At 62.9% G+C, this 23,106-nt stretch carries 15 protein-coding genes; 11 read left to right on the top strand and 4 right to left on the bottom strand.

Annotated features, from left to right (window positions below):
• Positions 1-4 precede the first annotated feature (4 nt).
• Together AAF358_14380 and AAF358_14375 are read left to right on the top strand one after the other, a co-directional pair.
• A complete protein-coding gene (locus tag AAF358_14380) occupies positions 5-931 on the top strand; it encodes an ABC transporter substrate-binding protein (GenBank protein MEM7706743.1) in 927 nt (308 codons plus the stop codon).
• Between the two features lie 184 nt (positions 932-1,115).
• Entirely contained in the window at positions 1,116-3,989 is a 2,874-nt protein-coding gene (locus AAF358_14375; protein MEM7706742.1) for a diguanylate cyclase, read from the top strand.
• A 5-nt stretch (positions 3,990-3,994) separates the two neighbouring features.
• Here the strand turns inward: AAF358_14375 and AAF358_14370 are convergent, their stop codons facing one another.
• On the bottom strand, positions 3,995-4,963 hold the full coding sequence (locus tag AAF358_14370; GenBank protein ID MEM7706741.1) for a helix-turn-helix domain-containing protein: 969 nt from the start codon (positions 4,961-4,963) through the stop codon (positions 3,995-3,997).
• A 170-nt stretch (positions 4,964-5,133) separates the two neighbouring features.
• Here AAF358_14370 and AAF358_14365 point away from each other — a divergent pair, with 170 nt between their 5' ends.
• The 6 genes from AAF358_14365 to AAF358_14340 all read left to right on the top strand — a co-directional run bounded on the left by AAF358_14365 (position 5,134) and on the right by AAF358_14340 (position 13,737).
• Positions 5,134-5,508 (top strand): VOC family protein, encoded by a 375-nt coding sequence (locus AAF358_14365; GenBank protein MEM7706740.1) that lies wholly within the window; start codon positions 5,134-5,136, stop codon positions 5,506-5,508.
• 40 nt (positions 5,509-5,548) lie between these two features.
• Positions 5,549-7,291 carry an amidohydrolase gene (locus tag AAF358_14360; protein ID MEM7706739.1) on the top strand — a complete coding sequence of 581 codons (1,743 nt, stop codon included), beginning with the start codon at positions 5,549-5,551 and terminating at the stop codon, positions 7,289-7,291.
• Positions 7,284-7,649 carry a nuclear transport factor 2 family protein gene (locus AAF358_14355; protein ID MEM7706738.1) on the top strand — a complete coding sequence of 122 codons (366 nt, stop codon included), beginning with the start codon at positions 7,284-7,286 and terminating at the stop codon, positions 7,647-7,649. The genes AAF358_14360 and AAF358_14355 overlap by 8 nt, the downstream gene beginning before the upstream one ends.
• Before the next feature lie 128 nt (positions 7,650-7,777).
• On the top strand, positions 7,778-10,204 hold the full coding sequence (locus tag AAF358_14350) for a TonB-dependent receptor (GenBank protein ID MEM7706737.1): 2,427 nt from the start codon (positions 7,778-7,780) through the stop codon (positions 10,202-10,204).
• Positions 10,205-10,543: 339 nt separating this feature from the next.
• Positions 10,544-11,968, top strand: coding sequence for an amidase (locus AAF358_14345; protein MEM7706736.1), 1,425 nt, complete (start codon positions 10,544-10,546; stop codon positions 11,966-11,968).
• A 29-nt stretch (positions 11,969-11,997) separates the two neighbouring features.
• On the top strand, positions 11,998-13,737 hold the full coding sequence (locus AAF358_14340) for an amidohydrolase family protein (protein ID MEM7706735.1): 1,740 nt from the start codon (positions 11,998-12,000) through the stop codon (positions 13,735-13,737).
• A gap of 4 nt (positions 13,738-13,741) precedes the next feature.
• Here AAF358_14340 and AAF358_14335 read toward each other — a convergent pair whose 3' ends face one another.
• On the bottom strand, positions 13,742-15,259 hold the full coding sequence (locus AAF358_14335; protein ID MEM7706734.1) for an AMP-binding protein: 1,518 nt from the start codon (positions 15,257-15,259) through the stop codon (positions 13,742-13,744).
• A gap of 4 nt (positions 15,260-15,263) precedes the next feature.
• Positions 15,264-16,781 carry an amidase gene (locus tag AAF358_14330; protein ID MEM7706733.1) on the bottom strand — a complete coding sequence of 506 codons (1,518 nt, stop codon included), beginning with the start codon at positions 16,779-16,781 and terminating at the stop codon, positions 15,264-15,266.
• Positions 16,782-16,993: 212 nt separating this feature from the next.
• Here AAF358_14330 and AAF358_14325 point away from each other — a divergent pair, with 212 nt between their 5' ends.
• From AAF358_14325 to AAF358_14315, 3 genes are all read left to right on the top strand, one after another.
• Positions 16,994-18,184, top strand: coding sequence for an efflux RND transporter periplasmic adaptor subunit (locus AAF358_14325; GenBank protein MEM7706732.1), 1,191 nt, complete (start codon positions 16,994-16,996; stop codon positions 18,182-18,184).
• Positions 18,181-21,390, top strand: coding sequence for an efflux RND transporter permease subunit (locus AAF358_14320; GenBank protein ID MEM7706731.1), 3,210 nt, complete (start codon positions 18,181-18,183; stop codon positions 21,388-21,390). The genes AAF358_14325 and AAF358_14320 overlap by 4 nt, the downstream gene beginning before the upstream one ends.
• A 75-nt stretch (positions 21,391-21,465) precedes the next feature.
• Positions 21,466-22,686 (top strand): hypothetical protein, encoded by a 1,221-nt coding sequence (locus AAF358_14315; GenBank protein ID MEM7706730.1) that lies wholly within the window; start codon positions 21,466-21,468, stop codon positions 22,684-22,686.
• Positions 22,687-22,690: 4 nt separating this feature from the next.
• On the opposite strand, the gene AAF358_14310 is transcribed toward AAF358_14315, so the two are convergent.
• On the bottom strand, positions 22,691-22,885 hold the full coding sequence (locus tag AAF358_14310; GenBank protein ID MEM7706729.1) for a hypothetical protein: 195 nt from the start codon (positions 22,883-22,885) through the stop codon (positions 22,691-22,693).
• Between the last annotated feature and the right edge of the window lie 221 nt (positions 22,886-23,106).

The following is a 23,106-nucleotide window of genomic DNA, read 5'->3' as shown; positions in this document are numbered from 1 at the left end:
TCGCTTGCGGGTCGCCACACTGCTCCCCAGCGCCACCGACATGGTGCTTGCGCTGGGCCACGAAGATGACCTCGTCGGCGTGTCGCACAGCTGCGACCTGCCGCCGAACATCAAACCGCTTCGGCGCCTGACAGCAACCGTTGTTCCCAGCGAGCGCTCCAGCGAGACCATCGACACCTTCGTCCGCGACCATCTGAACACCAATACCGCACTGTACGAGCTCGACATTGTCGCGCTGGAGAAAGCGGCGCCCGACGTGATTGTTTCTCAGGGGTTGTGCGATGTGTGTGCGGTGGCCACGGGGGACGTGGAGGAAGCGATTGCCTCGCTGCCCGGCAAGCCAACGCTGGTCGATCTCAATCCGAATAACCTCGATGACATCTTCACCGACCTTCGGCGCCTCGGTGATGTCCTGGGCAGCACCGATCGGGCCACCGAGCTTGAGGCGTCGCTCCGTCAGCGCGTGGCGCAGGTCGCCGAACAGAGCCGGCGGATCACCGGGGCCAGCCGTCCCAGGGTCGCGTTCCTGGAGTGGCTCAAGCCGCTGTTCAACGCCGGACACTGGAATCCGGAGCTGGTTGAGCTGGCGGGCGCTACCGAGGTGCTAGGGCGACCGGGCCTGCCGAGCCAAACCACGGACATCGAGCAGCTGGTTGCGGCCGATCCCGATATCCTGATGATCGCCTGCTGTGGCTACCACGTGCCGGAAACACTGGCTGATCTCAGGGCGATGGATGAAATTCCCGAATGGCGGGACCTGCGGGCGGTCAGCGGCGGCCGCGTGTTTGTCGCCGACGGCCAGGACTACTTTGCGCGGCCGAGCCCGTCGGTCGTCGACGCCCTCGAGCGGCTGGCCGTGACGCTGCATCCGACCGATTTTCCTTCCCTGCTCGCCGCGCCTTTTCGCAAAGCCAGCAACTTCACCTACTGAGCCCACCAGCGCTAAGGATCGCTACGCCTGGCACATGGGAGCCGTCCGCTCAGCATCGCCCAATTCAAACGGCCGTTTGATTTTCCTTGTGACTCCGATCACAGATTAAGCCGAGTTGACATTGTGTTACCTCCGTCGCGCTGCTGCCCGGTCATACTGTGGCTCAGCATGGGGGTGCGTTGGTATGGATACTCAAAAACGCCGCCCGGATTGGCGGCTGCTGCTTACGACGATGGCCTGGGTCTTGGCCCTAACTCTGGCCGCGCCGTCTGCTTTTGCGCAGGAAGTCCTCGTATCGCGGTTTAAGCCCGACCTGCCGGTTTATCCGCAGTTCTTTTCGGTGGTGCAGGGGGCTGACGGTACCGTCTACCTGGGCCACGATCAGCAGGTCCTTCGCTTTGACGGCAATCGATGGTCCGCCATCGCGCTGCCAACCGTAGGACCGGTACGCGAGCTTGCGATGGGCCGCGATGGTCGCATCTGGGTCGGCGCCAGCAACAGCTTCGGCTACCTGAGTCGGGATGAAACGGGCGTCGACCGTTTTGTTGACCTGACCCCCACGTTTGAAAAAGCGCTTGGGCAGGAGACCTTTTCCGATGTCTGGCGGATGCTGGTGACCGGAGACGCTGTCTACTTTGCCGCGCTGAACCACCTCTTTGCCGTCAGTGCTGACGGCGAGCCGCTGGGCCTGTGGCGTCACCCGGGTCGATTCGGCGCCGTGTCTGAGGTGGGCGGCAGCGTCTATGTCCAGTGGCGCGGCGAGGGGCTCAAGCGCCTCGGGACGGACGGCGCCTTTCACATGGTTCGTGGCGGCGAGCGATTCGCCTCGCCGTTGATTCGCAATCTGATTCCACTGGCCGGCGACGAGGCCCTGCTGCACACCCGCTCTCCGGAATTGATGCTGTGGTCCGAACGCGGGACCCGGGCGCTCAACCTGGCTGCCGACGCCCCGCTCGAGCTGCTCACAGGCGGGCGCGCAGTTGACGCCAACACCGTCGTTTTCGGCGGCTCGGACGGTACGGTACGCGTGCTGGATGTCTCACGCGGTACTTTCGAGCAGGCCCCGGTCGCCGGGAGCTTTCTGTCGGACGTGGCGTTCTCCAACGACGGCGCGGTGCTCGTGGCCGGCAACGAGGGGGTGCTCCGGCTGCCCTGGCCGGCGTCCTGGGTTAAATATGCACGGACCACCGGTTTGCGGGGCACGGTGCACGACCTTGTCATGAATGGGCAGCAGCTCTATGCGATGACCGGCGCCGGGGTCTACCAAGCGAACCTGGATGGGGCGAAGATCACCGGTCCGTTCACCCGGCAAAACTGGTCCACCGGCGAAGCCTGGGGGCTGCTGCCAACCGAAGACGGCCTGCTGCTGGCGACCTCTCACGAGCTGAAGCTGGTCCGCGACGGCGAGGCGGTTCGACTGGGTCCGGACAACCTGTATCCCCGATACCTGCTGATCAATGAAGATTCCCCTGACGTGCTTTGGACGGGCAACGAGCACGGTTTGGCCGTCTTTGAGAAACGCAAAGAGCGCTGGGTGCTGGTCGACCGGGCGGAAACGCTGGGTATGCGGATAACCAGCCTGGTCCGGGCGGGTAGCGACACCCTCTGGGCGGGGACCGAAGCGCACGGTCTCAAGAGGGCATCGCTGGACCGAACTGAGGGTCTAAAGATTCAGCTTTCGTCCATGGGGCCCGACAGTGGGCTTGTGGTGGGCGAGGACGGGTTTGTCGTGGTCAGCGAGAGCTCGGTCGGCGCTTTGGTCAGCACAAGCCGCGGCACCTATCGCTTTGACGGCGTCCGCTTCCTGGCTGACGACCTTGGAGGTCTGAGCGACCTCAAGCCGACGAACGAGGTACTGTCGTTTTTCGATGGGCCTAACGGATCCATCTGGGGCTACAACTATCGAGCGCTCTACAGCCGTCGGGCCGGTTTCTGGACCGTGACGGACTTAAGTGGCTTGGACTCGGGAGCGATCGATGCCGTGATGCTGGCGGCAGATAACTCGCTTTGGATCGGCGGGGCCAGTGAAGTATTCCACTACAAGCCGGAGGTCTCGTCCGCACCCGGCAGCGCGGCGCTCAGCCTGGCGGAGCTCGTTCGGGTGGACAGCAACGATGGTGACAACCAGGCACTGCCTCTGGTGGGAGAGCTCAGCCTGGCCGGCACTAGCGCCAGCGTTGAGGCGCGATTCCGACTGAGCGATCTGGATCAGGCCGCCTCAACCGTCTATCGCAGCCGTTTGCTGGGTCAGAGCGAACGCTGGTCGAGCTGGAGCGGGCGTGGCGAGGTCAGCTACGCAGGCCTGACGGCCGGAACGTATACGCTCGAGGCCGAGGCGCGTACCGGCACCGGCCGAATCTACACCCTGGAACCCCGCGTCTTTTCTGTGGTACCGCGCTGGTTCGAGGCAATCTGGGCCCGATCGCTGGCGCTGCTCTTTGTTACGGCGCTGCTGCTCGTAGCAGTCACCGCGATGCAGCGACGCCAGGTTGCGCGGCTTGCGGCACAGAACCGGGCGCTCGACGAGACCGTCAAGGTACGGACCCGGGAGCTGGAGGTCGCCAATCGACAGCTTCGAGATCAGGCGGAGCGTGATGCGCTGACCGGGGTTGGCAATCGCCGCCTGTTCGACCAGAAAATGTGTGAAGTCTTCGACGAGGTGTTGGAATACGGCACCTCGATGGCGCTGCTCCTCGTGGACGTTGATCACTTCAAGCGCTACAACGATGCCCATGGCCATCAGGCCGGTGACTGGCTGCTGTCCAAACTCGCCCGGGTATTGGCCAACAACGTTCGCGACGACACGGTGGTTGCACGCTACGGCGGCGAGGAGTTTGCTGTGGTTGTCCCGCGCTGCGACAACCTGTCGGCAGCCCGCCTCGCACGACGCCTCGTGCGTCAGGTTTCAGAAGAACTCGATGAGGTGACCGTGAGCATCGGCGTTGCGGGCTACGCTGCCGAGCGCGACGAGAGCCCGGACGACCTGATCAGCCGCGCGGATCAAGCGCTCTACAGCGCCAAGAACCAGGGGCGCAATCGGTTCGTATTGGCTGCCTGACCCGCTCAGGCGGCGGGCGAGTCCTCGTCGGCCCTCACCGCACTCGGACAGCGGCCGTAGCGTTCGCTGAAGGCGTGGGTCAGGTGCGACAGATCGTAGAACCCCCAATGGATAGCGATCTCGGTGATGGTCATATTCCGCGCCGTGGGATCCTGCAGCATCGCGTGGCACGCAGCCAGCCGCTGCGAGCGGATGTATCGGGTAACCGTGTCGGGTTCCGCGGAGAACAGCTTGTGCAGGTAACGCGTACTGATCGCAAAGTTTGAGGCGATCATCGCCGGTCCGAGGCGTCGGTCGCACAGATTTGTTTCAATGAACTGCTTCACCGCCATGAGCGTTTGCGCGGCCGGCTGCCGGACGGGCACGCCGCTCTGCGTTCGCGCGGTCACGACACCCCCGAGCAGATCGATGATGGTGTGCTCGACTCGCTCGGCCATCGTCTCCGGCAGTGCTGACAGCTTGCCGGCGACGTTGGCGACAAAGCTGGACAGCAGCGCGCAGCTGGGGTCTTCAGCCGGCATCCGCTGACCGAGAAGCTGCTCCCGATTTCTCAGCATTCGGTTAGCTGTGACTTCGTCGATGGCCAGCACCGACATCCGGTAGGGCCCGTCAAATCGGAGCCGATAAGGTTCGGTGTTGGAGCAGATTACAAAGTCGCCCGGCAGCAGGTGTGCCACCTGCCCACACTGTTCGAAACTCGACTGTCCCGCGAGCTGAAACTTCACCAGACAACTGCCCTCATTGATCTGCCCAATGTGGCTTCGCAGTCGGTCCACGCTCACCGCGGAGGTGGCGACGTTGGCGATGGCCAGGCGCTCGAGCTTTACCGTGTCGACGGCGCCGTTGAATGGCGCCGGCGGGCGTTTGGGAAGTCGACATCGGGTGGGACTGAACAGCCGATTGACCAGACCGGAGAAGTGTTCGAAGCGTTGCCCGGGAGCGACATCCGACAGCGGAAAATTCTGATAGAGCATTTTCCAGGGCCCCGCCACGAAAAGTTAACGTGTTCACAAACTACCGCGCTTTGCTTAAGCTGGCAAATCTGTCAGCGCCTGCCAGCGGCCGGCGCGGCGCTTGACAGACCTGAGCGGTTTCGCCTTTCGCCCGGCCGAGCAACCTGCCATTGCCTTGAGGAGGCCCCGTCATGATCCCTTACACCACCGTTGGAACCAACGATTTGCCTGCTGCAACCGCGTTCTATGACGAGCTGCTGGGCATGCTCGGCGGCAAGCGCGCCATGGATTTCGGCCGCGGCTACGCCTGGGCTGTGGCGCCGGACCAACCGATGTTTTGCGTCATGAAGCCGTTCGACGAGCAGGTCGCGAGCGTCGGCAACGGGGTGATGGTGGCGCTTGCTGCCGGCAGCAGCGAACAGGTCGATGCAGCCTACGCCAGAGCCGTTGAGCTGGGCGCCAAAGACGAAGGCGCCCCGGGGTCGCGCGGCGATGGTTTCTATGGCGCCTATTTCCGTGACCTGGACGGCAACAAGCTTTGCGTGTGCCATATTTCCATGGGCTGACAAGAACCGACGCACAGTCGGGGGGCTGAGGGAGAGAGTGATGATCAGACCGATAGTGCTGCTGTTGATCCTTGCGCTGGTGAGCGGCTGCGGCGAGCCGCCGGCGGAAACCGCGACGAGCGCTGATACCACCGGCGTCGCGGCAGGCCCGGACGCGATTTACCACAACGCCCGGATCTACACGGTTGACGCCAGCGATAGCTGGCAAGAGGCGCTGGCGCTCACCGACGGCAAGATTGTTGCGCTGGGGGCCAGCGAAGAAGTCCTCAAACTGGCGGGCGCCGAGACGCAGCTGGTGGACCTGGGAGGGCAGACGATGATGCCGGGTATCCACGATACCCACATGCATCCGGCTGACGCCGGCATCTCCCGAACGCTGGAGTGCAGTTTCCTCACAACCGACCTCACCAGGGCGCTGGAAATTCTGCGCGGGTGTATCGCCGAAGCGGAGCCGGGGGAATGGATTCGGGGTGGTCAGTGGAACGAAGTGTATTTCGTCGATAATCCCAAGCTGCCGAAGATCGTTCTCGATGAGATTGCGCCGAATAATCCGGTGTTTCTGATGGACTGGTCGGTGCACCATGCGTGGGTGAACACACTGGCGCTGGAGGCGTTTGCGATCGATCGCGATACGCCCGATCCATCGGGCGGCGTCATCCAGCGCGACGTGAGCAGCGGTGAGCCGACGGGCCTGCTGTTCGACAACGCGGCCTACAGCAAGCGAAAGCTGCTGCCACGCTACACCGAAGCGCAAACCGCCGCGGCGCTGAAGTGGGCGCTGGACCAGGTGGTGCCCTACGGCATCACCACGATCAAAGACGCGATTGTCACCACCGACCTGATGGCCGCTTACCAGGCCCTGGACGCGGCCGGCGAGCTGATTCCCCGAATCAAGACCAGCCTGACCTGGAAAAGCGCTTGGGCTTTGTCCCGCGACGATGAGCGGGCGTTGATGGGGGCTCGAGAAACCAACCGCACGTCGATGATCGATCCAAACTTCGCCAAGATCATGCTGGACGGCGTGCCCATGACGTACACCTCGGCCCTGCTGGCGCCCTACGAGCCCAACGACGTGGTGGGTCCCGACCATAAGGGCAAGCTGATGATTCCGGCAGATGAGCTGACCCGCGACGTGGTGGAGCTGGATCGACAGGGCATGAGCGTCAAAATCCACGCGACCGGCGACGCGGCCGCCCGGGCGGCACTGGATGCATTCGAGGCCGCCAGGAAAGCCAGCGGCAACCAGGACATCATTCACGAGGTGTCCCATGCGGAAATGATTCATCCCGATGACGTTCCCCGCTTTAAGGAGCTGAACGTTGCCGCCGAGATGTGCCCCATCTTGTGGTATCCAATACCTGGGCTGACCTGGGAAACCTGGTTCGGCAAAGATCGGGTTCCCGCATGGCAGGTCAAAACGCTGCTGGCGGCCGGAGCATTGGTGACCTATGGCTCCGACTGGCCGGTGGTCCCCACCGCCAATCCGTGGCCTGGTATCGAGGCCATGGTCACGCGCAGTGACCCGGTCAAGAGCAACCTGGAGCCCGAGTTTGCGGAGGAGGCTGTGGACCTCAAAGCCGCGGTGCGCGTGTTTACCCATAACAGCGCCATTGCCAACCGGGTAGGTGATCGGTCGGGATCGCTGGAAGTCGGCAAAGACGCCGACTTTATAGTGTTGAGTCAGAACATTTTTGAGGTGCCGATTCGGGACGTCAGCGCGACTAAGGTGGTGCTGTCCGTGATCGGCGGGGAACCGGTCTTTGAGGAGCAATCATATGAGTAATGAGACAGCGGCCGCGCGTGCCGTGATCGAACGCTACATCGAGGGGACCCGCAGCGGAGACGTGTCGATGCTGAAGTCGGCGTTCCATCCGGCGGCCATGATGGTGGGCTATCTGGGCCCGGATCTGCTGACCGGTGGCCCTGAGCCGTTTTACCAGGCGATGGAGGCTAACCCGCCCTCAGCGGAGGCGCAGGCGCAGTACGAGCCGGTCATCTCCCATCTGCGCGTGGACGGCACCGTTGCCACCGCCACGCTCGAGGAGAAAGGCGTGCTGGGCATGAATTTTGTGAATCACTTCCTCCTGATCAAAGACGGCGAGGAATGGGCAATCAACGCCAAAAACTTTGTGGTCGTGTAGCAGGTATCGGGTGGTGCACTCTCATACAAATGCCATGCGCTGATCGCCATGCGTCGCCTCGGGGCGCCACCCTATACTCAGTCTTTGCCGGCCTATCCGCCGGCCTGGACGAGGGAGACTGACCAAGCATGCAATCCAAGACCCGAGCAGCAGTATGGGGCGCCCTGGCGAGCGTTTCCGCCGGCGTAGCCGGCCTGGCCCAGGCCCAGGTGATCGAGGAAATCACCGTGACGGCCCAGAAGCGGGAGCAGGGCGTCAACGATATCGGTATCACCGTCAACGCCTTTACGGGGCAGCAGCTTCAGGAGCTGGGGGTGTTCAGCTCTGAGGATCTGGCGGTGTTTACGCCGGGCCTGACGGTGAACGAGACCGCCGCCACCGGCGTGCCGCTCTACAGCATCCGCGGTGTCGGCTTTCAGGACTACTCCACCGGTGCCTCCTCGACGGTTGGCCTTTACTTTGACGAAGTGGCGATTCCTTACACGGTCATGAGCCGTGGATTGCTGTTCGACGTCGAGCGTGTTGAAGTGCTCAAAGGGCCGCAGGGAGACCTCTACGGTCGCAACACCACCGCCGGCCAGATCAACTTTGTCAGCCGCAAGCCCACCGAAGAGTTCGACGCCAGCGTGGTGATCAACTACGGCCGCTTCAACACGGTGGACGTGGAGGGGTTTGTCAGCGGTCCGCTGTCCGATCGGGTCCAGGGGCGGTTCGCCATGAAAACCACCCAGTCCAATGAAGGCTGGCAGCAGAGCGCAACCCGCGACGACGAGCTGGGCGAGAAGGACGTCACCGCCGTGCGCGGTATGCTGAATTTTGATCTTTCCGATTCGGCCTCGCTGCTCGTGAACGTACATCACGTGGACGATCAGTCCGACAACCGTGCCAACACGGCCTACGACGGCCGGATTGTGGGCTTGGGTGAGTTCGTGAACCCCTACACGCCGCTCGATCAGTACATCCTGCCGACGGGGCAGTTTTTTGGCCAAACGCCGCCGTGGTACCGCACCGGCGACAACGAAACTGCGGACTGGACCAACAGCTACACCAGCCCGATCACCGGTCGCACCTTCGACCTACGGCCCCAGCGGGACAATCAGCTGACCGGCATTTCCGCCAAGCTCGAGTGGGACATCGGCGGCATGACGCTGACCTCGATCACCGCTTACGACGACTTTGACCGGGTGGAGTCCAACGACTGGGACGGCGGTTTTTTCAACGACTCCAGCAACATCAACACCACGGATCTGCAGGTTTTCTCCCAGGAGCTGCGCCTGAGCGGCGCCACGGAAAACCTGAACTGGATCGCCGGTTTGTACTACTCCGATGACGAGGTGGATGAGTATTACCACTACTTCATGTCCGATTCGGTGTTCGGCCTGGGGTCCATCCCCTTCGGCGTCGGTTTGTTTGCGCCGACACCGATCCGCGAGCTCGACACCATCTACGTTCAGAACACCGATTCGCAGGCGGTGTTCGGGCACGTCGAGTGGCAGTTTTCGGAGAAGATGCGCCTGACGGTGGGCGCACGCTATACCGAAGAGGATCGCGACTGGAGTGGATGCACGTTCGTCGCCGATGACGGCAGCCTGGCGGGTTTTCTGAACGCCCAGTTCGGCGCGACCCTCGGGCCCGGCGACTGCGGAACGATCGATGATGACCCCACTTCGCCGACGTTTATCTTCGCGTTGATCGGCGGCCCCAACGTCAACGACGCGTTCCGGGTTTACGAAGAGGCCATCAGCGTCGGTCGCTGGATGGGCAAGATCGGCCTGGACTATGCGGTCAACGAAGACGTCCTGCTCTACGCTACGCTGGCCAACGGGTTTAAGTCCGGCGGCTTTAACGGCGCCAACTCCAATACGACCCAGCAGCTGCGCTCCTACCGGCCGGAAAAACTGAACTCCTTTGAGGTGGGCCTCAAGTCGACGCTGCTGGACGGCGCGATGCAGCTCAACGCGGCGGCTTTCTACTACGACTATAAAGACAAGCAGGAGCAGGATCGGGCGGTGACCTTTGTCGGCAACATCTCCGGGCTTACCAACGTGCCGGAGTCGACCATCAAAGGCGCGGAGATCGACCTGCAGTGGGCCGCCACCGAGCAGCTGATGCTGCAGGCGACGGTAGCGCTGCTCGATACGAATGTGGACGAGTGGCTGGCGGTGGATCAGGACCTCAGCGTCTGGCCCAACACGGTCTTCCGCGACGCCTCCGGCATCGAGCTGGCTATGGCGCCCGACCTTTCCTACAGCGTGCGTGCTGAGTACGTCTGGCCCATGTCCAACGGTATGGAGGTTTTCCTCGGGGGCGACGCGAACTATACCGACGAAACCACCGGCGGTGCCCAGGTGACCGACGCCACCGACGATTTCACCATCGCCAACCTGCGGTTTGGCGTCGGGAACGCTGATGGGACCTGGCGTGCCATGCTGTGGGGCCGAAACATTACCGACGAGTACTATTTTCCGGCCGCTTACCAGGGCGGCAATGGACCTCTGGTCCGGGCCAACGGCATGCCGCGCACCTACGGCGTGTCTTTGAACTATCGCTTCTAACGCATAACGCCCGGCTAGTGGGCCGCTTGGCCATTTCAGTCTCCTCAGCGAGCGTGTCAGGCGTCGGGCCTTAGCGATTTGTCGTGGTCATAATCGATGTTATGACCATAGCGGATCAACGCCGGAATGGTGCCTGAGACGCCCGCCCTGCGGGTCGCCACCTGGACCCGCCTGGCGGCGTTGCAAGCCTTGCCAAGGGCTACGGCCATTGGCTGCGGCTCGCGCCTTTCCAGCCAGGCCCAGGTGACGACTGAGGAGACCGAAATGGTCAAGCGGCCCACTTGGGCCGCCCTGAGGCAAACTTAGGGCGGCCCTTTTTTTGGTCTGACTGAGGAGAACATGGCTCTGCAAGAGCTAGTCTGGAAATCAGCCGCTGAGCTGGCAGATCTCATCCGCCGGCGCGAGGTCTCGTGCACCGAGGTGGTCTCAGCCCATTTGGCGCAGCTGGACTTCTGCAACGAGCGGCTCAACGCGGTGGTGACCCGGACCGACGCGCAGGCGTTGGAGACAGCCCAAAGCCTCGACGATCGCCTGGCCCGCGGCGAGGTTCTCGGGCCGCTCGCCGGTTTGCCCGTGGCCCACAAAGATCTGGCCCTGACCAAGGGTGTGCGGACCACCTTTGGCTCCAAGACCAAGGCTGACTTTGTGCCCGAGGAAAACTCGTTGCTGGTCCAGCGCATGCACAACGCCGGCGCCATCATGCTCGGCAAAACCAATACGCCGGAATTCGGCGCTGGATCACAGACCTTCAACGAGGTTTTTGGCGTCACGCGCAATCCCTACAACCCCGAGCTCACGTGCGGCGGCAGCAGCGGTGGTGCGGCGGTGGCGCTGGCCGCGGGGATGGTCAGCCTGGCTGACGGCAGCGACATGGGCGGCTCGCTGCGCAACCCGGCGGCCTGGTGCAACGTAGTGGGGCTCCGCCCGACGCCGGGACGCGTCCCGAGCTGGCCGACGCAGTACCCGCTGGCGACCTTGCCGGTAGAGGGGCCGATGGCGAGAACCGTTGAGGACGTGGCGCTGTTCATGAGCGCCATCGCCGGACCTGATTCGCGCTGTCCGCTGTCCCGGCGGCTGAGTGAGCAGGATTTCTCCAAGGCGCTAGCCCGCAGCTTCAGCGGGTGTGCGGTCGCCGTTGCCGCCGACTATGCCGGACAGCTGCCGCTGGTTGAGGGGATGGCGGCTTACGTCGAACGCGGTGCTGAGGTTTTGGCTGACGCGGGCGCCGTGTTGTCTGAGGAACTGCCGGACCTCGCCGGCATCGATGAGGTGTTCAAAACGCTGCGGGCCAGCCTGTACGCGGGAATGTTGGGCCCGGCGCTCGACCACCATCGTGCAGACTACAAGCAGACGCTGATCTGGAACATTGAGCAGGGGCTCAAGCTCAGCCCAAAAAAAGTCGAAGACGCGCAGCTGGAGCTCGAACGGATTCGCCAACGCTTTGACCGCTTCTTCGAGCGCTTTGAGTATCTCCTGTTGCCGGTCACCCAGCTGCATCCGTTTCCGGTGGACATGCCGTACCCCGAGTCCGTCGCCGGTGAGCTGATGCACTCCTATCTGGACTGGATGCGGTCGTGCTACTTCATCACCGTTCCCGGGCACCCGGCGGTCTCGGTACCCGTCGGCTTCACCGACGAAGGGCTGCCGGTTGGGCTGCAGATTGTGGGTCGATACGGAGATGATTTTGGCGTCCTCCAGGCAGCGTGGGCGGTGCAGCAGGCCACCGGCTGCGGCCGTCAAAGGCCGCCAGGGTGTGTCCAATGATCTTGGAGAGTCCTATGGGAAGCTTGAGCGTGAAGAGTACAGCCCTGACCGTGTTGCTCTTGGCACTGGGCGCGTGCGGAACCACCTTGCGTGAGCCGCAGCAACCAAGCAGCCAGCGGGTTTTTCTCGACGGCGTGGTCTACACCGTCGACCCGTCACTACCGCAGGCGGAGGCGATGGTCATCGACGGCGAGCGGATCGTGTTTATCGGCGACAGCAAAACGGCTCTCCAAGAGGCGGAGTCGGGCGCGGAACGCATCGACCTGGCCGGGAAGATGGTGCTGCCGGGGCTGATCGACGCGCACCTGCATCCGATCCGCGGCAGCCTGCAAACGCTCTATGCATGCAGCTTTCCCTTCAGCGCTACGCCGGAGCAGGTCCAGCAGGCGATCGCCCGCTGTGTTGTCGAGCAGCCGGAGAGCGACTGGATCATCGGCGGGCAGTGGGACAGCGCGTTTTTCGAAACGCATGAGCTCGCGTCCCCGCGGCAGCTCCTCGATGCAGTATCGGGCGACAAAGCGGTGTATCTGCGAGACGACAGCCTGCACAACGGCTGGGTCAACAGCCGGGCACTGGCGCTGGCCGGGATCGACAAAGAGACCCCGGATCCGCCGGGCGGCAGCTTTCTGCGGGAGGCGGACGGCACACCCAACGGGGTGCTGCTGGAGACCGCCGCCAAGATGATGCAGGACGTGATGCCCGAATACAGCTCCGAACAAACCGCCCAGGCCGTTGAACACTTCATGCGGACCGCGTCAGCATTTGGGATTACCGGTATCAAGGACGCCTCGACCCATCCCTGGGAGTCAAAAGCCTGGAAGGCGATGGACACCGCTCTGGCCGACCGTGGCGGGCTGGACCTCAACGTGGCGGTGAGCCTGCGTGGTCCCGATGGACGGCGCATCACCGGCTTGGACTATCGGTTCTACGAAGCTGCCCGGGAGCGATACGCCGGCCGGCGCGTCCACACCAACTTTGTGAAGCTGTTTCTCGATGGTGTGCCGACCCCGGCACGAACGGCGGCGATGCTCGCGCCTTATCTGGCCGACCACAAACACGGCTCAAACTTCAGCGGCGGGCCGCTGCTGATTGCCCCCCAAGCGCTGGCCCGAGACGTGATCGAGCTGGACCGGCGCGGTTTTACCGTCAAGATGCACGCCGCCGGCGACCGCTCGGTGCGCGCAGCGCTGGACGCCATCGAGGCGGCCCGCGACGCCAACGGCGCCAGCGGGCTGCGTCATGAGCTGGCCCATGCCGGCTACATCAGCCCGCAGGATGTGCCTCGCTTTAAAACGCTGAATGCCGTGGCCGACCTGTCGCCGATCCTCTGGTATCCCTCGCCGATCATCGATGCGATTTACCAGGCGGTGGGTGAAGAGCGGGGCCAGTACTACTTCCCGGTGCGCGACCTGATCGACAGCGGCGCCGGGCTGCTGGCGGGCTCCGATTGGCCGGCGGTCGCGAAAAGCGCCGACCCTTGGATTGGCATCGAGTCGCTGGTGACGCGAAGCGACCCCTTGGCCGACTCGCGGGCCCAGCTATGGCCAGAGCAAGCAATTACCGTGGAAGAGGCCATTCGGATCTACACCATCGAAGGCGCGCGAGCGCTGCGTCTGGAGGGTGAGACGGGTTCGCTGGCGGTGGGCAAATCGGCGGACTTTCTCATCCTGGATGACAACCTGCTGGAAATACCGGCCGGAGACATCAGCGGTATTCGTCCGCGCGAAACCTGGTTTGCCGGTCGCCGGGTTTATCCGCGGGAGGAATAGCTCGCTAAGCTTCGGCCTCAAACAGGCCGCGATATCGATCTCGCAACCGGTTTTTCTGGACCTTCCCCATCGTATTGCGCGGCAGCTCGGCCATAGTCGTAATGCGCTTGGGGACCTTAAACGCCGCGATGAGCGGTTTCAGCGCGTCGCGCAGCGCATCTTCGTCGAGCGCGGCGCCGTCCAGCGGGACAACCACCGCCACCACAGCCTCACCAAAGTCCGGGTGAGGCACGCCGATCACCGCCGATTCGGCAACGCCCTCCAGGCCATCCAGCAGGAGCTCAACCTCCCGTGGGTAGACGTTTAGACCGCCGCTGATCACCATGTCTTTGGCTCGACCGACGATGGCCAGGTAACCGTCGTTGTCCCACTCGCCGTTGTCGCCGGTGCGGAAAAAGCCGTCGCCGGTAAAGTCCTCGCGGGTTTTGTCGGGCATCTGCCAGTAGCCCTTAAAGACGTTGGGGCCGCGGACCTCAATCTGCCCGGTCTCGCCCGGACCCAGCGAGTGGCCGGCGTCATCAACGACACGCAGCTCAACATTGGGAAGGGGCACCCCGACGGTGCCGGCTTTGCGATCACCGTCCAGGGGGCTCGACGTGTTGATCACCGTTTCCGTCAGGCCGTAGCGTTCGACAATACGATGTCCGGTCTGCGCTTCGAACGCCTCAAAGGTCTCGGCCAGCAGCGGTGCCGAACCGGAGATATACAGCCGACGATCGGCGCTGACCTCGCGAGTGAACCGCGGGCTTGCCAACAGCCGGGTGTAGTAGGTCGGCACCCCCATCATCACGCTGCAGTCGGGCAGGGCGTCGATCACGGCGTCGACCGAAAATCCGGGCTGCCACCGCATGCTGGCGCCGCTGAGCAGCGCGCAGCCGACGGCGACAAACAGGCCGTGCACGTGAAAGATTGGGAGCGCGTGCAGCAGAACATCCCGCTCGCTGAACTGCCACCAGTCGGTGAGGACCCAAGCGTTGCTGAGCAGATTGCCGTGGCTGAGGTCGATCCCTTTGGGCTGTCCGGTGGTGCCGGACGAGTACAGCAGCGCCGCGCTGTCGTGAGCATCGCAGGACACGTTGATGAAGGTGTCCGCTTGATCAGCCGCTGCGTCTGCCAACGTCCCGAGGCCGCTATGATCGAGGGTGAGCACCGTCTGTGGGCTGCCGGGCAGACCACAAAACAGGTCCAGGCTGGCCGGGTCGGTCACAATCACCTTCGGCTCAGCGTTGCCGACAAAATACGCGAGCTCCGCCGGCTGGTAGCCGGTGTTGAGCGGATGGAACACGGCGCCAGCCCGCAGGCAGGCCAGATAGAGACACAGCGCTTCGGGCGACTTGTGGACCTGTGCCGTGACCCGGTCTCCCTTAACGACGCCCAACCTCTTTAGCGCACCTGCCATGCGGGCAGAATGCTGGTCCAGGTCGGCAAAGCTCAGTCGCGTGCCGCTGTCTGTGATCACCGCATCTTTGTCAGCCCAGTGGTCAAAGCACTCGGCATACGCCGCAAACAGATTTCCTGGCATCCGCTTAGCCGGCATAGACGGGCGGCCGGCGCCGTTCGAAAGGCAGCGCCTGCTCGAGCTGGGCGCTGACCGCCAGGATCCGCGCGTCGTGACCCAGGCCGGCGCTGATCATCGCCGCCACGGGCAGGCCGTCTTTGGACAGGCCTACCGGTAGGGAAGCGGCGGGCATGCCGGTGAGATTCTGCAGCGGCGTGTACGCTGAGTAGGTGCGAAAACGGTCGACAAACTCCTGGTAGTTGTCCTCCGGCTGCTCGTTGATTACGCCTAGCTTTGGCGGCGGCGTCACCGTGACCGGGCTCAGCATCAGGTCGTATCGCTCAAAAAATCCGGCGAGGCTTCGGGTCACGGACTGAACATGCTCCCAGGCTGCGACGTACTCGGTGGCGCTGGTCGCCGCGCCCACCTCGACAAATTCGAGCGACAGCCGCTCCAGGGTGCTGGCGTCCAGCGGCCGGCCAATGGCGCTGGCAAGACTCTGCATACCCTGAGAAAACTCGGCCAGGATCATCGTGTTTTGCGCCTGGTTCAGACGGTCAAAATCCACGCCCGGTGCGGCCTCTTCGACCCGATGGCCCAGTTCTTCAAGCTTCTTGGCCACCTTGTCGATCGCCGCCGCCACGCCGGGGTCGAGTCTTAGCTCCGGCTCATCGGTCACCAGCGCCACGCGCAGGGGTTCGGGCGCTTGGCTCACGGCCAATCGATAGCCCCCGACGGGCTCGGGTGACACAAACGGCAGGCCGGGCGCGTAGCCGGCGGTGACGTCAAGCGCCGCCGCGCTGTCGCGCACCGACCGCGATATCACGTGAGAAACGGACATCATGCTGGGCCCGACAGCGCGCGGCGTCAGCGCGCGGGTCGGCTTCAGGCCAAACAGACCGCAGGCGGCTGCGGGGACCCGGATCGATCCACCGCCGTCAGTGGCGTTGGCCATCGGCACAATACCGGCCGCCACCGCTGCCGCGGCGCCGCCGCTGGAGCCGGCTGTGCTGTGTTTAAGATTCCACGGGTTGCGGCAGGGGCCAAACAGGTAGGGCTCGGTGGTCAGCGCCATGCCAAACTCCGGCGTGTTGGTCTTGCCAAAGATCACCAGGCCGGCCTGCTTATAGCGCTGCGTCAGGACATCGTCCTGCGGCGCCTCGATGCCCTTGAGCAGCCGCGAACCGCCGGTGGTCACCGTACCGGCGAGTCGAGCGCCGAGGTCTTTGAGCAGAAACGGGACGCCGCGGAAGGGGCCGCTCGGCAAAGGCTGTTCCCTGACGTATGCCCGCGCCAGCTCGAAGTGCTGGGTGGTGACGGCGTTGATCTTTGGATTGACCCGCTCGGTTCTGGCGATGGCTTCCTCGAGGAGTTCGGCCGGTGAAACGTCGCCTGCACGAACGTGTTCGGCCAGCGTCAGGGCATCCGCTTCGCTGTAGAGTTGGGTGAGGTCTGATTGCGGCTCGGCGGCGCGGGCCGCCGCCAGCCCGCCGACAGCCGCCAGCGTGCCGAGGGTAAAGTCTCGACGCGATATCGTTTTGCTCATGACTACCCCTGCCCGGTCGATCGACTTCCGATTATAAGTCAACGGTATTTGGTAGAATGGCTCGACAAATGGGCCGCCTTGTTTGCCTTCACACACACCATACCGGCGGCATGTCAGCTTTACGCCGCTGGCGGGCGAGAGGCCGCTAAGGCCAGAAATCGCGGGGACTTTTGGGACAGGCCACCCGCCTAACGACCGAGCAAGATACGAAAATGAAAAGAAAATGGCTCGCCCGCCTACTGCGCTTTGTCGTCGGCGCCGGCATCCTGATGCTGGCGGTAGCGGTGGCGATCGGCCTGAGCGCAACTCGCCAGCCGCCGGACCGTAAACCAAAGGAGCTCCTGCCCCCGTTGGTTGACGTGCTGACGCTGGTGCCCGATCAGGTGCAGTTTACGGTTGAAAGCCAGGGAACGGTCCAGCCGCTTACCCAGACGGCGCTTTCTGCCGAGGTGGCTGGCAGCATCACCGCCATGTCCGAGCGGTTTATTGCCGGCGGCGTGTTCGAAAAGGGTGACGTGCTGCTGCGCATCGATCCGGTGAACTACGAGGTAACACTGGAGCGGGCCAAAGCCGCTCTCCGGCAGCGCAAGGTGGAATACGACGGCGCCAGCCGCCTTCGCGAGCAGGGGTACCGAGCTGAAGCGGAGCTCGCCTCCGCCGAGGCGGCGCTGGCGGCAGCCAACGCGGATCTGGTTTCCGCGGATCGGAACCTCGAGCGGTCGATTGTGCGTGCACCTTATAAAGGTATTGTTCGGAGTCGCTCGGCCCAGCTCGGAGACTACGTTGCGCCTGGCACCCCGCTCGGCGTGTTGTTCGCTACCGACGCGGTGGAGGTACGTCTGCCGCTGCCAGACACCGAGCTGTCGTTTGTTTCCCTGCCGCTGGTCGGGGAAGAGGTGGCTGACGGAGGCCCTTCGGTGGCCCTTGAGGGAAGCTTCCGGGGCCGACCTGCAAGGTGGACGGCGCGCATAGTCCGCACCGAGGGCATCGTCGACGAACGTAACCGGATGGTCTTTGCCGTCGCCCGTGTCAACGACCCCTACCGGCTGGCGCTGGCTGATGAGGCGATTACGCCACTGCCGGTCGGCACTTTCGTGACGGCCAGTATCGACGGCGTGTCGGTGGAAAACGTGGTTCGCATCCCGCGGCTCTTAGTGCGCAACGGCAACCAGGTGGTGTTCGTCGACGACGAATTGAAGCTGCGTTTTCGCGAGCTGACCTTTCTGCGTACCGACACTGAATTTGCTTATCTCGACGCCGCGCAGCTCGTGGAGCGTCGCGTCCTGACGACCCGGCTCGACGCCCCGCTCAACGGCACGAAGGTACGCACCGCGATTCCGGAGGAAACCATGTCTGACAGCTCTTCCGCCCTGGAGGGTGGTGCTGAGGCGGGCGCACGATGAGCGCTCCCGGCCAGCAAAGCGGGATTATCGCGTGGTTTGCCCACAACAACGTGGCGGCCAACCTTATGATGTTCCTGATCCTCGGGCTGGGCATCTACTCGGCAACCACCATCCGCAAACAGACCACGCCAGACTTTGAGCTGGACAAGCTGCAGGTATCCGTCGTGTTTCCCGGCGCCGCCCCGCAAGAAGTGGAAGAGGGCATCGTCGTCAAGATCGAGGAGTCACTGCAGGACGTTGCGGGCATCGAAGAGATCAACGGCCGCTCCAGCGAGGGCGTCGGGACGGTCATCGTCGACGTCGAGCCGGACGCGGACCTCGACCAGGTACTGAACGAGGTTAAGTCGCGGGTCGACGCGATCAACACGTTTCCTGAGCTCGCCGAACGACCGGTCATCGAACGCCAGGCGCTGAACTTCCCCGTGATTTTTATCTCGGTCTATGGCGAGCTTGACGAGTTTGCCCGCAAGGCGCTCGCCCAGGAGATCAAAACCGGTCTGCTGGCGCTGCCCGGCATCAACGACGTCATCAGCTACGGCGAGCGCGACTACGAAATCAGCATCAACGTGTCGGAGGACACGTTGCGACGCTATCAGCTCACCATGAGCGAGATTGCGTTAGCCATTCGCAATAGCTCGCGGGATATTCCCGGCGGCACGCTGCAGACCGACGGCGGCGACATCCTGCTGAGAACCCAAGGCCAGGTTTACACGGGCGATAAATTTGGCGACCTGGTAGTGCGAACCTTCCCCGATGGCACCCGCCTGCGGCTGCGGGACATCGCGACGATCGAAGACGGGTTTGAAAACACCAAAGGCTTCGGGCGATTTCAGCGTGAGCGCGTCGCCACCCTGAACGTGCTCGCTGGCGGTCAGGAAAATGAGCTGGAGACCTCCGCCCGGGTCAAAGGCTATATGAACGAGATCCGAGCGAAGTTGCCCGAGGGCGTTGAGGTCGACGTGTGGGTCGATCGCTCAAAGTATCTGGAGCAACGGCTGGACCTTATGTTCCGCAACCTGCTGCAGGGTGCGGCGCTGGTGTTTATTGTGCTGACCCTGTTTCTGCGCCTGAAGTTTGCGCTGTGGGTCATCGTCGGAATCCCGGTCGCGTTCTGCGGGGCCCTGTGGCTGATGCCGCTGAACCCCTGGCCGGTGACGATCAACATGATCAGCCTGTTCGGCTTCATCCTGGTGCTGGGGATTGTCGTGGATGACGCGATCATCATCGGTGAGAGCATCTACACCAGCGTCCGGGAGAAAGGGCATTCCATTCGGACGGTTATTCAGGGTGCCAATCGGGTTGCGGTGGCGGCCACCTTCGGGGTGCTGACCACCATCGCAGCCTTTGCGCCGATGCTGGCCGTCGGCGGTTTCGCGGGGCCATTCCTGGAATCGGTATCCGTAGTGGTGGCGCTGTGTCTGTTGTTTTCGCTGGTCGAATCGAAACTGATATTGCCTGCTCACCTGGCGCATGCGTCGATTCCGGCCGTTGATGAAGACGAGATTTTCAGCCCTTATCGCCGTACCCCCTTATGGCGCTGGCCCCTGAAGGCCATCGAGCGAGCCCAGCGCCACACGCAGCACGGGCTGCACTGGGCGATTGACCATCTCTACAGTCCGGCGGTGGCATGGGCCGTGCGGTTTCGCGGCATCACCGTGGTCATGTTCTGTTCGATGCTGGTGGTTTCAGCGGGACTGTTCGGCGGCGGACTGCTGCGGTTTGTGTTTTTCCCCGAGATTCCCGGCGAAATTATTCAGCTTGAGATGTCGATGGAGAAGGGCACCTCCACCGAACGTCGCAACGACGCGCTGCTCCAGATGGAGGAGGCGGTCTACATCGCCCGCGACCGGTACCTCAAAGAGTCTCTGGACGCCGTGGATCCGCTGCTGCACGTCGCTACATTCACCCAAGGGGCGGGCACCGGCCTGGTGCTGGTGGAGACACCGGCAACGGAGCTGAGCACGATCAGCCTCGAGGATCTCACCAACCGCTGGCGCGATGAGCTGCCCGATCTGCCTGGTGTGCGTACGATCACGTTCTCCAACGGCAATCCGCTCGGCGGCGGTCCGCCGCTGAGCTTTGCGTTTACCGGCAGCGACTATCGCGCGCTTGAACAGGCTGCCGACGAGCTGGCGGTAGAGTTGAACGCCTACCAGGGCGTCTTCGATATCGTCAACAATTCCAGCTCCGGCGGTGACGAGATCCAGCTGCGCATCAAACCGTCAGCCGAAGCGCTCGGCATCACGCTGGCGAACCTCGGTACGCAGGTGCGTCAGGCGTTTTTTGGTGAGGAGGTCCAGCGCATCCAGCGCGGCTCGGACGAGCTGAAGGTCATGCTCCGCTATCCCGAGAACGAGCGCCGCTCGGTGGAAAACCTTGAGGAGATGCTGATCACCACTCAGGACGGCGATCAGGTGCCGTTCTCCGAGGTGGCTGAGGTGACGTACGCAAACGCTTACTCGGTGATCTATCGGGAGAACGGGGAGCGCACCGTCACGGTTACCGCTGACGTTGACCCGGTGGTCGCCCAGCCGCGCTCGGTGATCGAAGACGTCGGCCGCACGATTATTCCCGACATTGTGGCCCGCTATCCGGGGCTTGAGTACAAGCTGTCGGGGAGCAGCCTGGAGGAGCAGGAGGCACAGCGGGATATCTCGGTCGCCGGGATTGCGGCGCTGTTTCTCATCTATGCCCTGATCGCGATTCCGCTGCGGTCGTACAGCCAGCCGCTCGTGATCATGTCCGTGATTCCGTTCGGCTTTGTCGGCGCGGTTATCGGCCACCTGGTGATGGGTGAGGCGATTAGCCTGTTCTCGGTGTTTGGGCTGATTGCGCTTGCGGGCGTGGTGGTGAACGACAGCCTGATCATGATCGACTTCGTGAACAAGGCAAGGCTGGAGGGGCAGTCGCCCGTGGATGCGGTGATCGAATCCGGCAAGGCGCGGTTCCGGGCGATTATTCTAACCTCGCTGACAACCGCCGCGGGGCTAATGCCGATCCTGCTGGAAACCAGCACTCAGGCGCAGTTTCTGATCCCGATGGCGATCTCACTGAGCTTCGGCATCCTGTTCGCCACGGTGATCACGCTGATTCTGGTGCCCTGCATGTACCTGCTGCAGATCGACCTGGCCAACCGGACGCGTCAGTTCTTCGACTGGCTGTTCGGGCGCAGTGCTGGCCGGGAGCCGTCGCGGGATATGCCGTAGCGCGTTATTCGGCCGAGGCATCTAGGCCATCAATCGGCACTTTTTCCTGCACGAATGATGTCGTATCCTGGCTGTATGAAGCAGTCTATTACCGCGCTCTTCTGTATTTTGTTCTGTGTTGCCCCGTTCGTCAGTGCGGGAAGGTTTGATCCACTGCGTTATTACACCATCATTGATGGTGCGCTCGAACCTGAGCTGATTCCCCGGGGCGCAGTAGTGGAGCGTCTCTTTGGGCGGTTCCCGGAGTATCCGAAATCGCTGGATTTTCCGCTCGCGGATGCCCGGATGCTGGCGCAAACGGCATGGGATCTCTGCCACTATCGCGCCGCTTCCACCGAACGATGGGAGGCTCTCAAGACGCCCGAAAACCTTGCCGATCCCGCTGCCGCTGGTCGCGCCGTGATGGCGCTTCAGGAAGCTGAACTGGCGCACCGGGACAATCGTTGGGAGGCTGTTCGATCCGAGCTATCGGAGCCGGCGGGGCGCCAGCTTGACCTATACCTGCAGCAAAAGCTTACGCCTGAGGTCCGTCACGAGATTGTGGACTTCGAAGCCATGTTTTCCGAGGAGAGCCAAACCTTCGATAACTTCCGGCGGCCTACGGGTGAAGCCAAACCTCAGCCGCAGATGTCAGTCTCAATCGCCAGCTCCGGGGTCGGTGAATCAGGCGGCGTGATTCTCGCCGGCGGCGGCTTTTCTCCGGACACCAACACGGAGTGTTTGCGGGCGTTTGTTGTCTGGCTCGAACCGACGTTGGCCAGCTCGTATGCAGCCGAGCTGGGGCTGGACCTTTCGCAGGCGGGCGTCGAGCGTTTTGTTTTTGACCGCCATCCTCAGTCTTACGACGCCGTTACGGTTGAACAAAATCGCCTCAACATGCTGGCTTTGGCGGATGCGCTGGAGTCGGTTGGGGCAGGGGATTCTGCCGAGGAGGCTTTCGAGCGGCATGCGTTGGCAGACCGAGGAATGGATCTGAAATCCTGGCAATCTATGGCACAGCGCACAAACCCGAAGCGGATTGAGCAATATCGAAAGGCGGCTGCGGAAATGTATCCGGAGGTTATGCTGGAAAACTCCGCCAAACAAGAATGGTCTCGCTACGCTTACCTGGAAATGCAGCTGGGCGACCAATCTACCGACCCAGCGTGTAGGAACTCGTCGGGCTATCCGAAGTCTGACGCGTGCCGGCAATTCTTGCGAGAGGCGTACCTCGCTTATGCCGACCGATCGGTCTTTAATGCTCCCTCGGGGTGGCGCGAGCAGCTACTGCTGATTCGCATCGCCAGGACAAGGTAGGCCGTCAGGGGTTGATGAGGGGATCGTTTGCCGCGTCGGCGCAGATGCTGTCGGCGATCATCATCAGCCCGTCAACAATTTCACTCATGATCCAGCGGTCGTGGCTGCCTGCTTCGAGCGACGTGTCGAGGTGGGTCTCATTCGCCGCCGCCGACAGGTTGATGGGGGTGACGTTGGCTGATTCGGTTTGTGTATTCATGCTAAGTGCCCGCTGTTGAGTTCTGTGTTCCGTCGAAGTGCTAGCAAATACAGAGCAAGGCTCGTGCCAGCCCGGCGATGATTGCGCTATTTCTCGGTATTCTGGAGCAAAATCAGCGGCCTAGAGCGCCATTGGTGACGGACCGGCCTGCAGCAGCGGCGGCGGTTCCAACCGGCAAACCGTGAAAAAACTGACGGTCACCGCCGTAAAAGCGACAAATC

The organism is Pseudomonadota bacterium, assembly GCA_039033415.1.
Classification (GTDB): Bacteria; Pseudomonadota; Gammaproteobacteria; order Xanthomonadales; family SZUA-38; genus JANQOZ01.
This window is presented reverse-complemented; position numbering and strand designations above follow the sequence as displayed.

What these genes read in the sequence shown, in the direction of transcription:
- AAF358_14335 (MEM7706734.1), bottom strand. Translation starts at nt 15,259, where the DNA reads ATGCCAGGAAATCTGTTTGCGGCGTATGCCGAGTGCTTTGACCACTGG.
- AAF358_14365 (MEM7706740.1), top strand. Translation starts at nt 5,134, where the DNA reads ATGATCCCTTACACCACCGTTGGAACCAACGATTTGCCTGCTGCAACC.
- AAF358_14375 (MEM7706742.1), top strand. Translation starts at nt 1,116, where the DNA reads ATGGATACTCAAAAACGCCGCCCGGATTGGCGGCTGCTGCTTACGACG.
- AAF358_14350 (MEM7706737.1), top strand. Translation starts at nt 7,778, where the DNA reads ATGCAATCCAAGACCCGAGCAGCAGTATGGGGCGCCCTGGCGAGCGTT.
- AAF358_14355 (MEM7706738.1), top strand. Translation starts at nt 7,284, where the DNA reads ATGAGTAATGAGACAGCGGCCGCGCGTGCCGTGATCGAACGCTACATC.
- AAF358_14310 (MEM7706729.1), bottom strand. Translation starts at nt 22,885, where the DNA reads ATGAATACACAAACCGAATCAGCCAACGTCACCCCCATCAACCTGTCG.
- AAF358_14370 (MEM7706741.1), bottom strand. Translation starts at nt 4,963, where the DNA reads ATGCTCTATCAGAATTTTCCGCTGTCGGATGTCGCTCCCGGGCAACGC.
- AAF358_14360 (MEM7706739.1), top strand. Translation starts at nt 5,549, where the DNA reads ATGATCAGACCGATAGTGCTGCTGTTGATCCTTGCGCTGGTGAGCGGC.
- AAF358_14330 (MEM7706733.1), bottom strand. Translation starts at nt 16,781, where the DNA reads ATGAGCAAAACGATATCGCGTCGAGACTTTACCCTCGGCACGCTGGCG.
- AAF358_14325 (MEM7706732.1), top strand. Translation starts at nt 16,994, where the DNA reads ATGAAAAGAAAATGGCTCGCCCGCCTACTGCGCTTTGTCGTCGGCGCC.
- AAF358_14315 (MEM7706730.1), top strand. Translation starts at nt 21,466, where the DNA reads ATGAAGCAGTCTATTACCGCGCTCTTCTGTATTTTGTTCTGTGTTGCC.
- AAF358_14345 (MEM7706736.1), top strand. Translation starts at nt 10,544, where the DNA reads ATGGCTCTGCAAGAGCTAGTCTGGAAATCAGCCGCTGAGCTGGCAGAT.
- AAF358_14320 (MEM7706731.1), top strand. Translation starts at nt 18,181, where the DNA reads ATGAGCGCTCCCGGCCAGCAAAGCGGGATTATCGCGTGGTTTGCCCAC.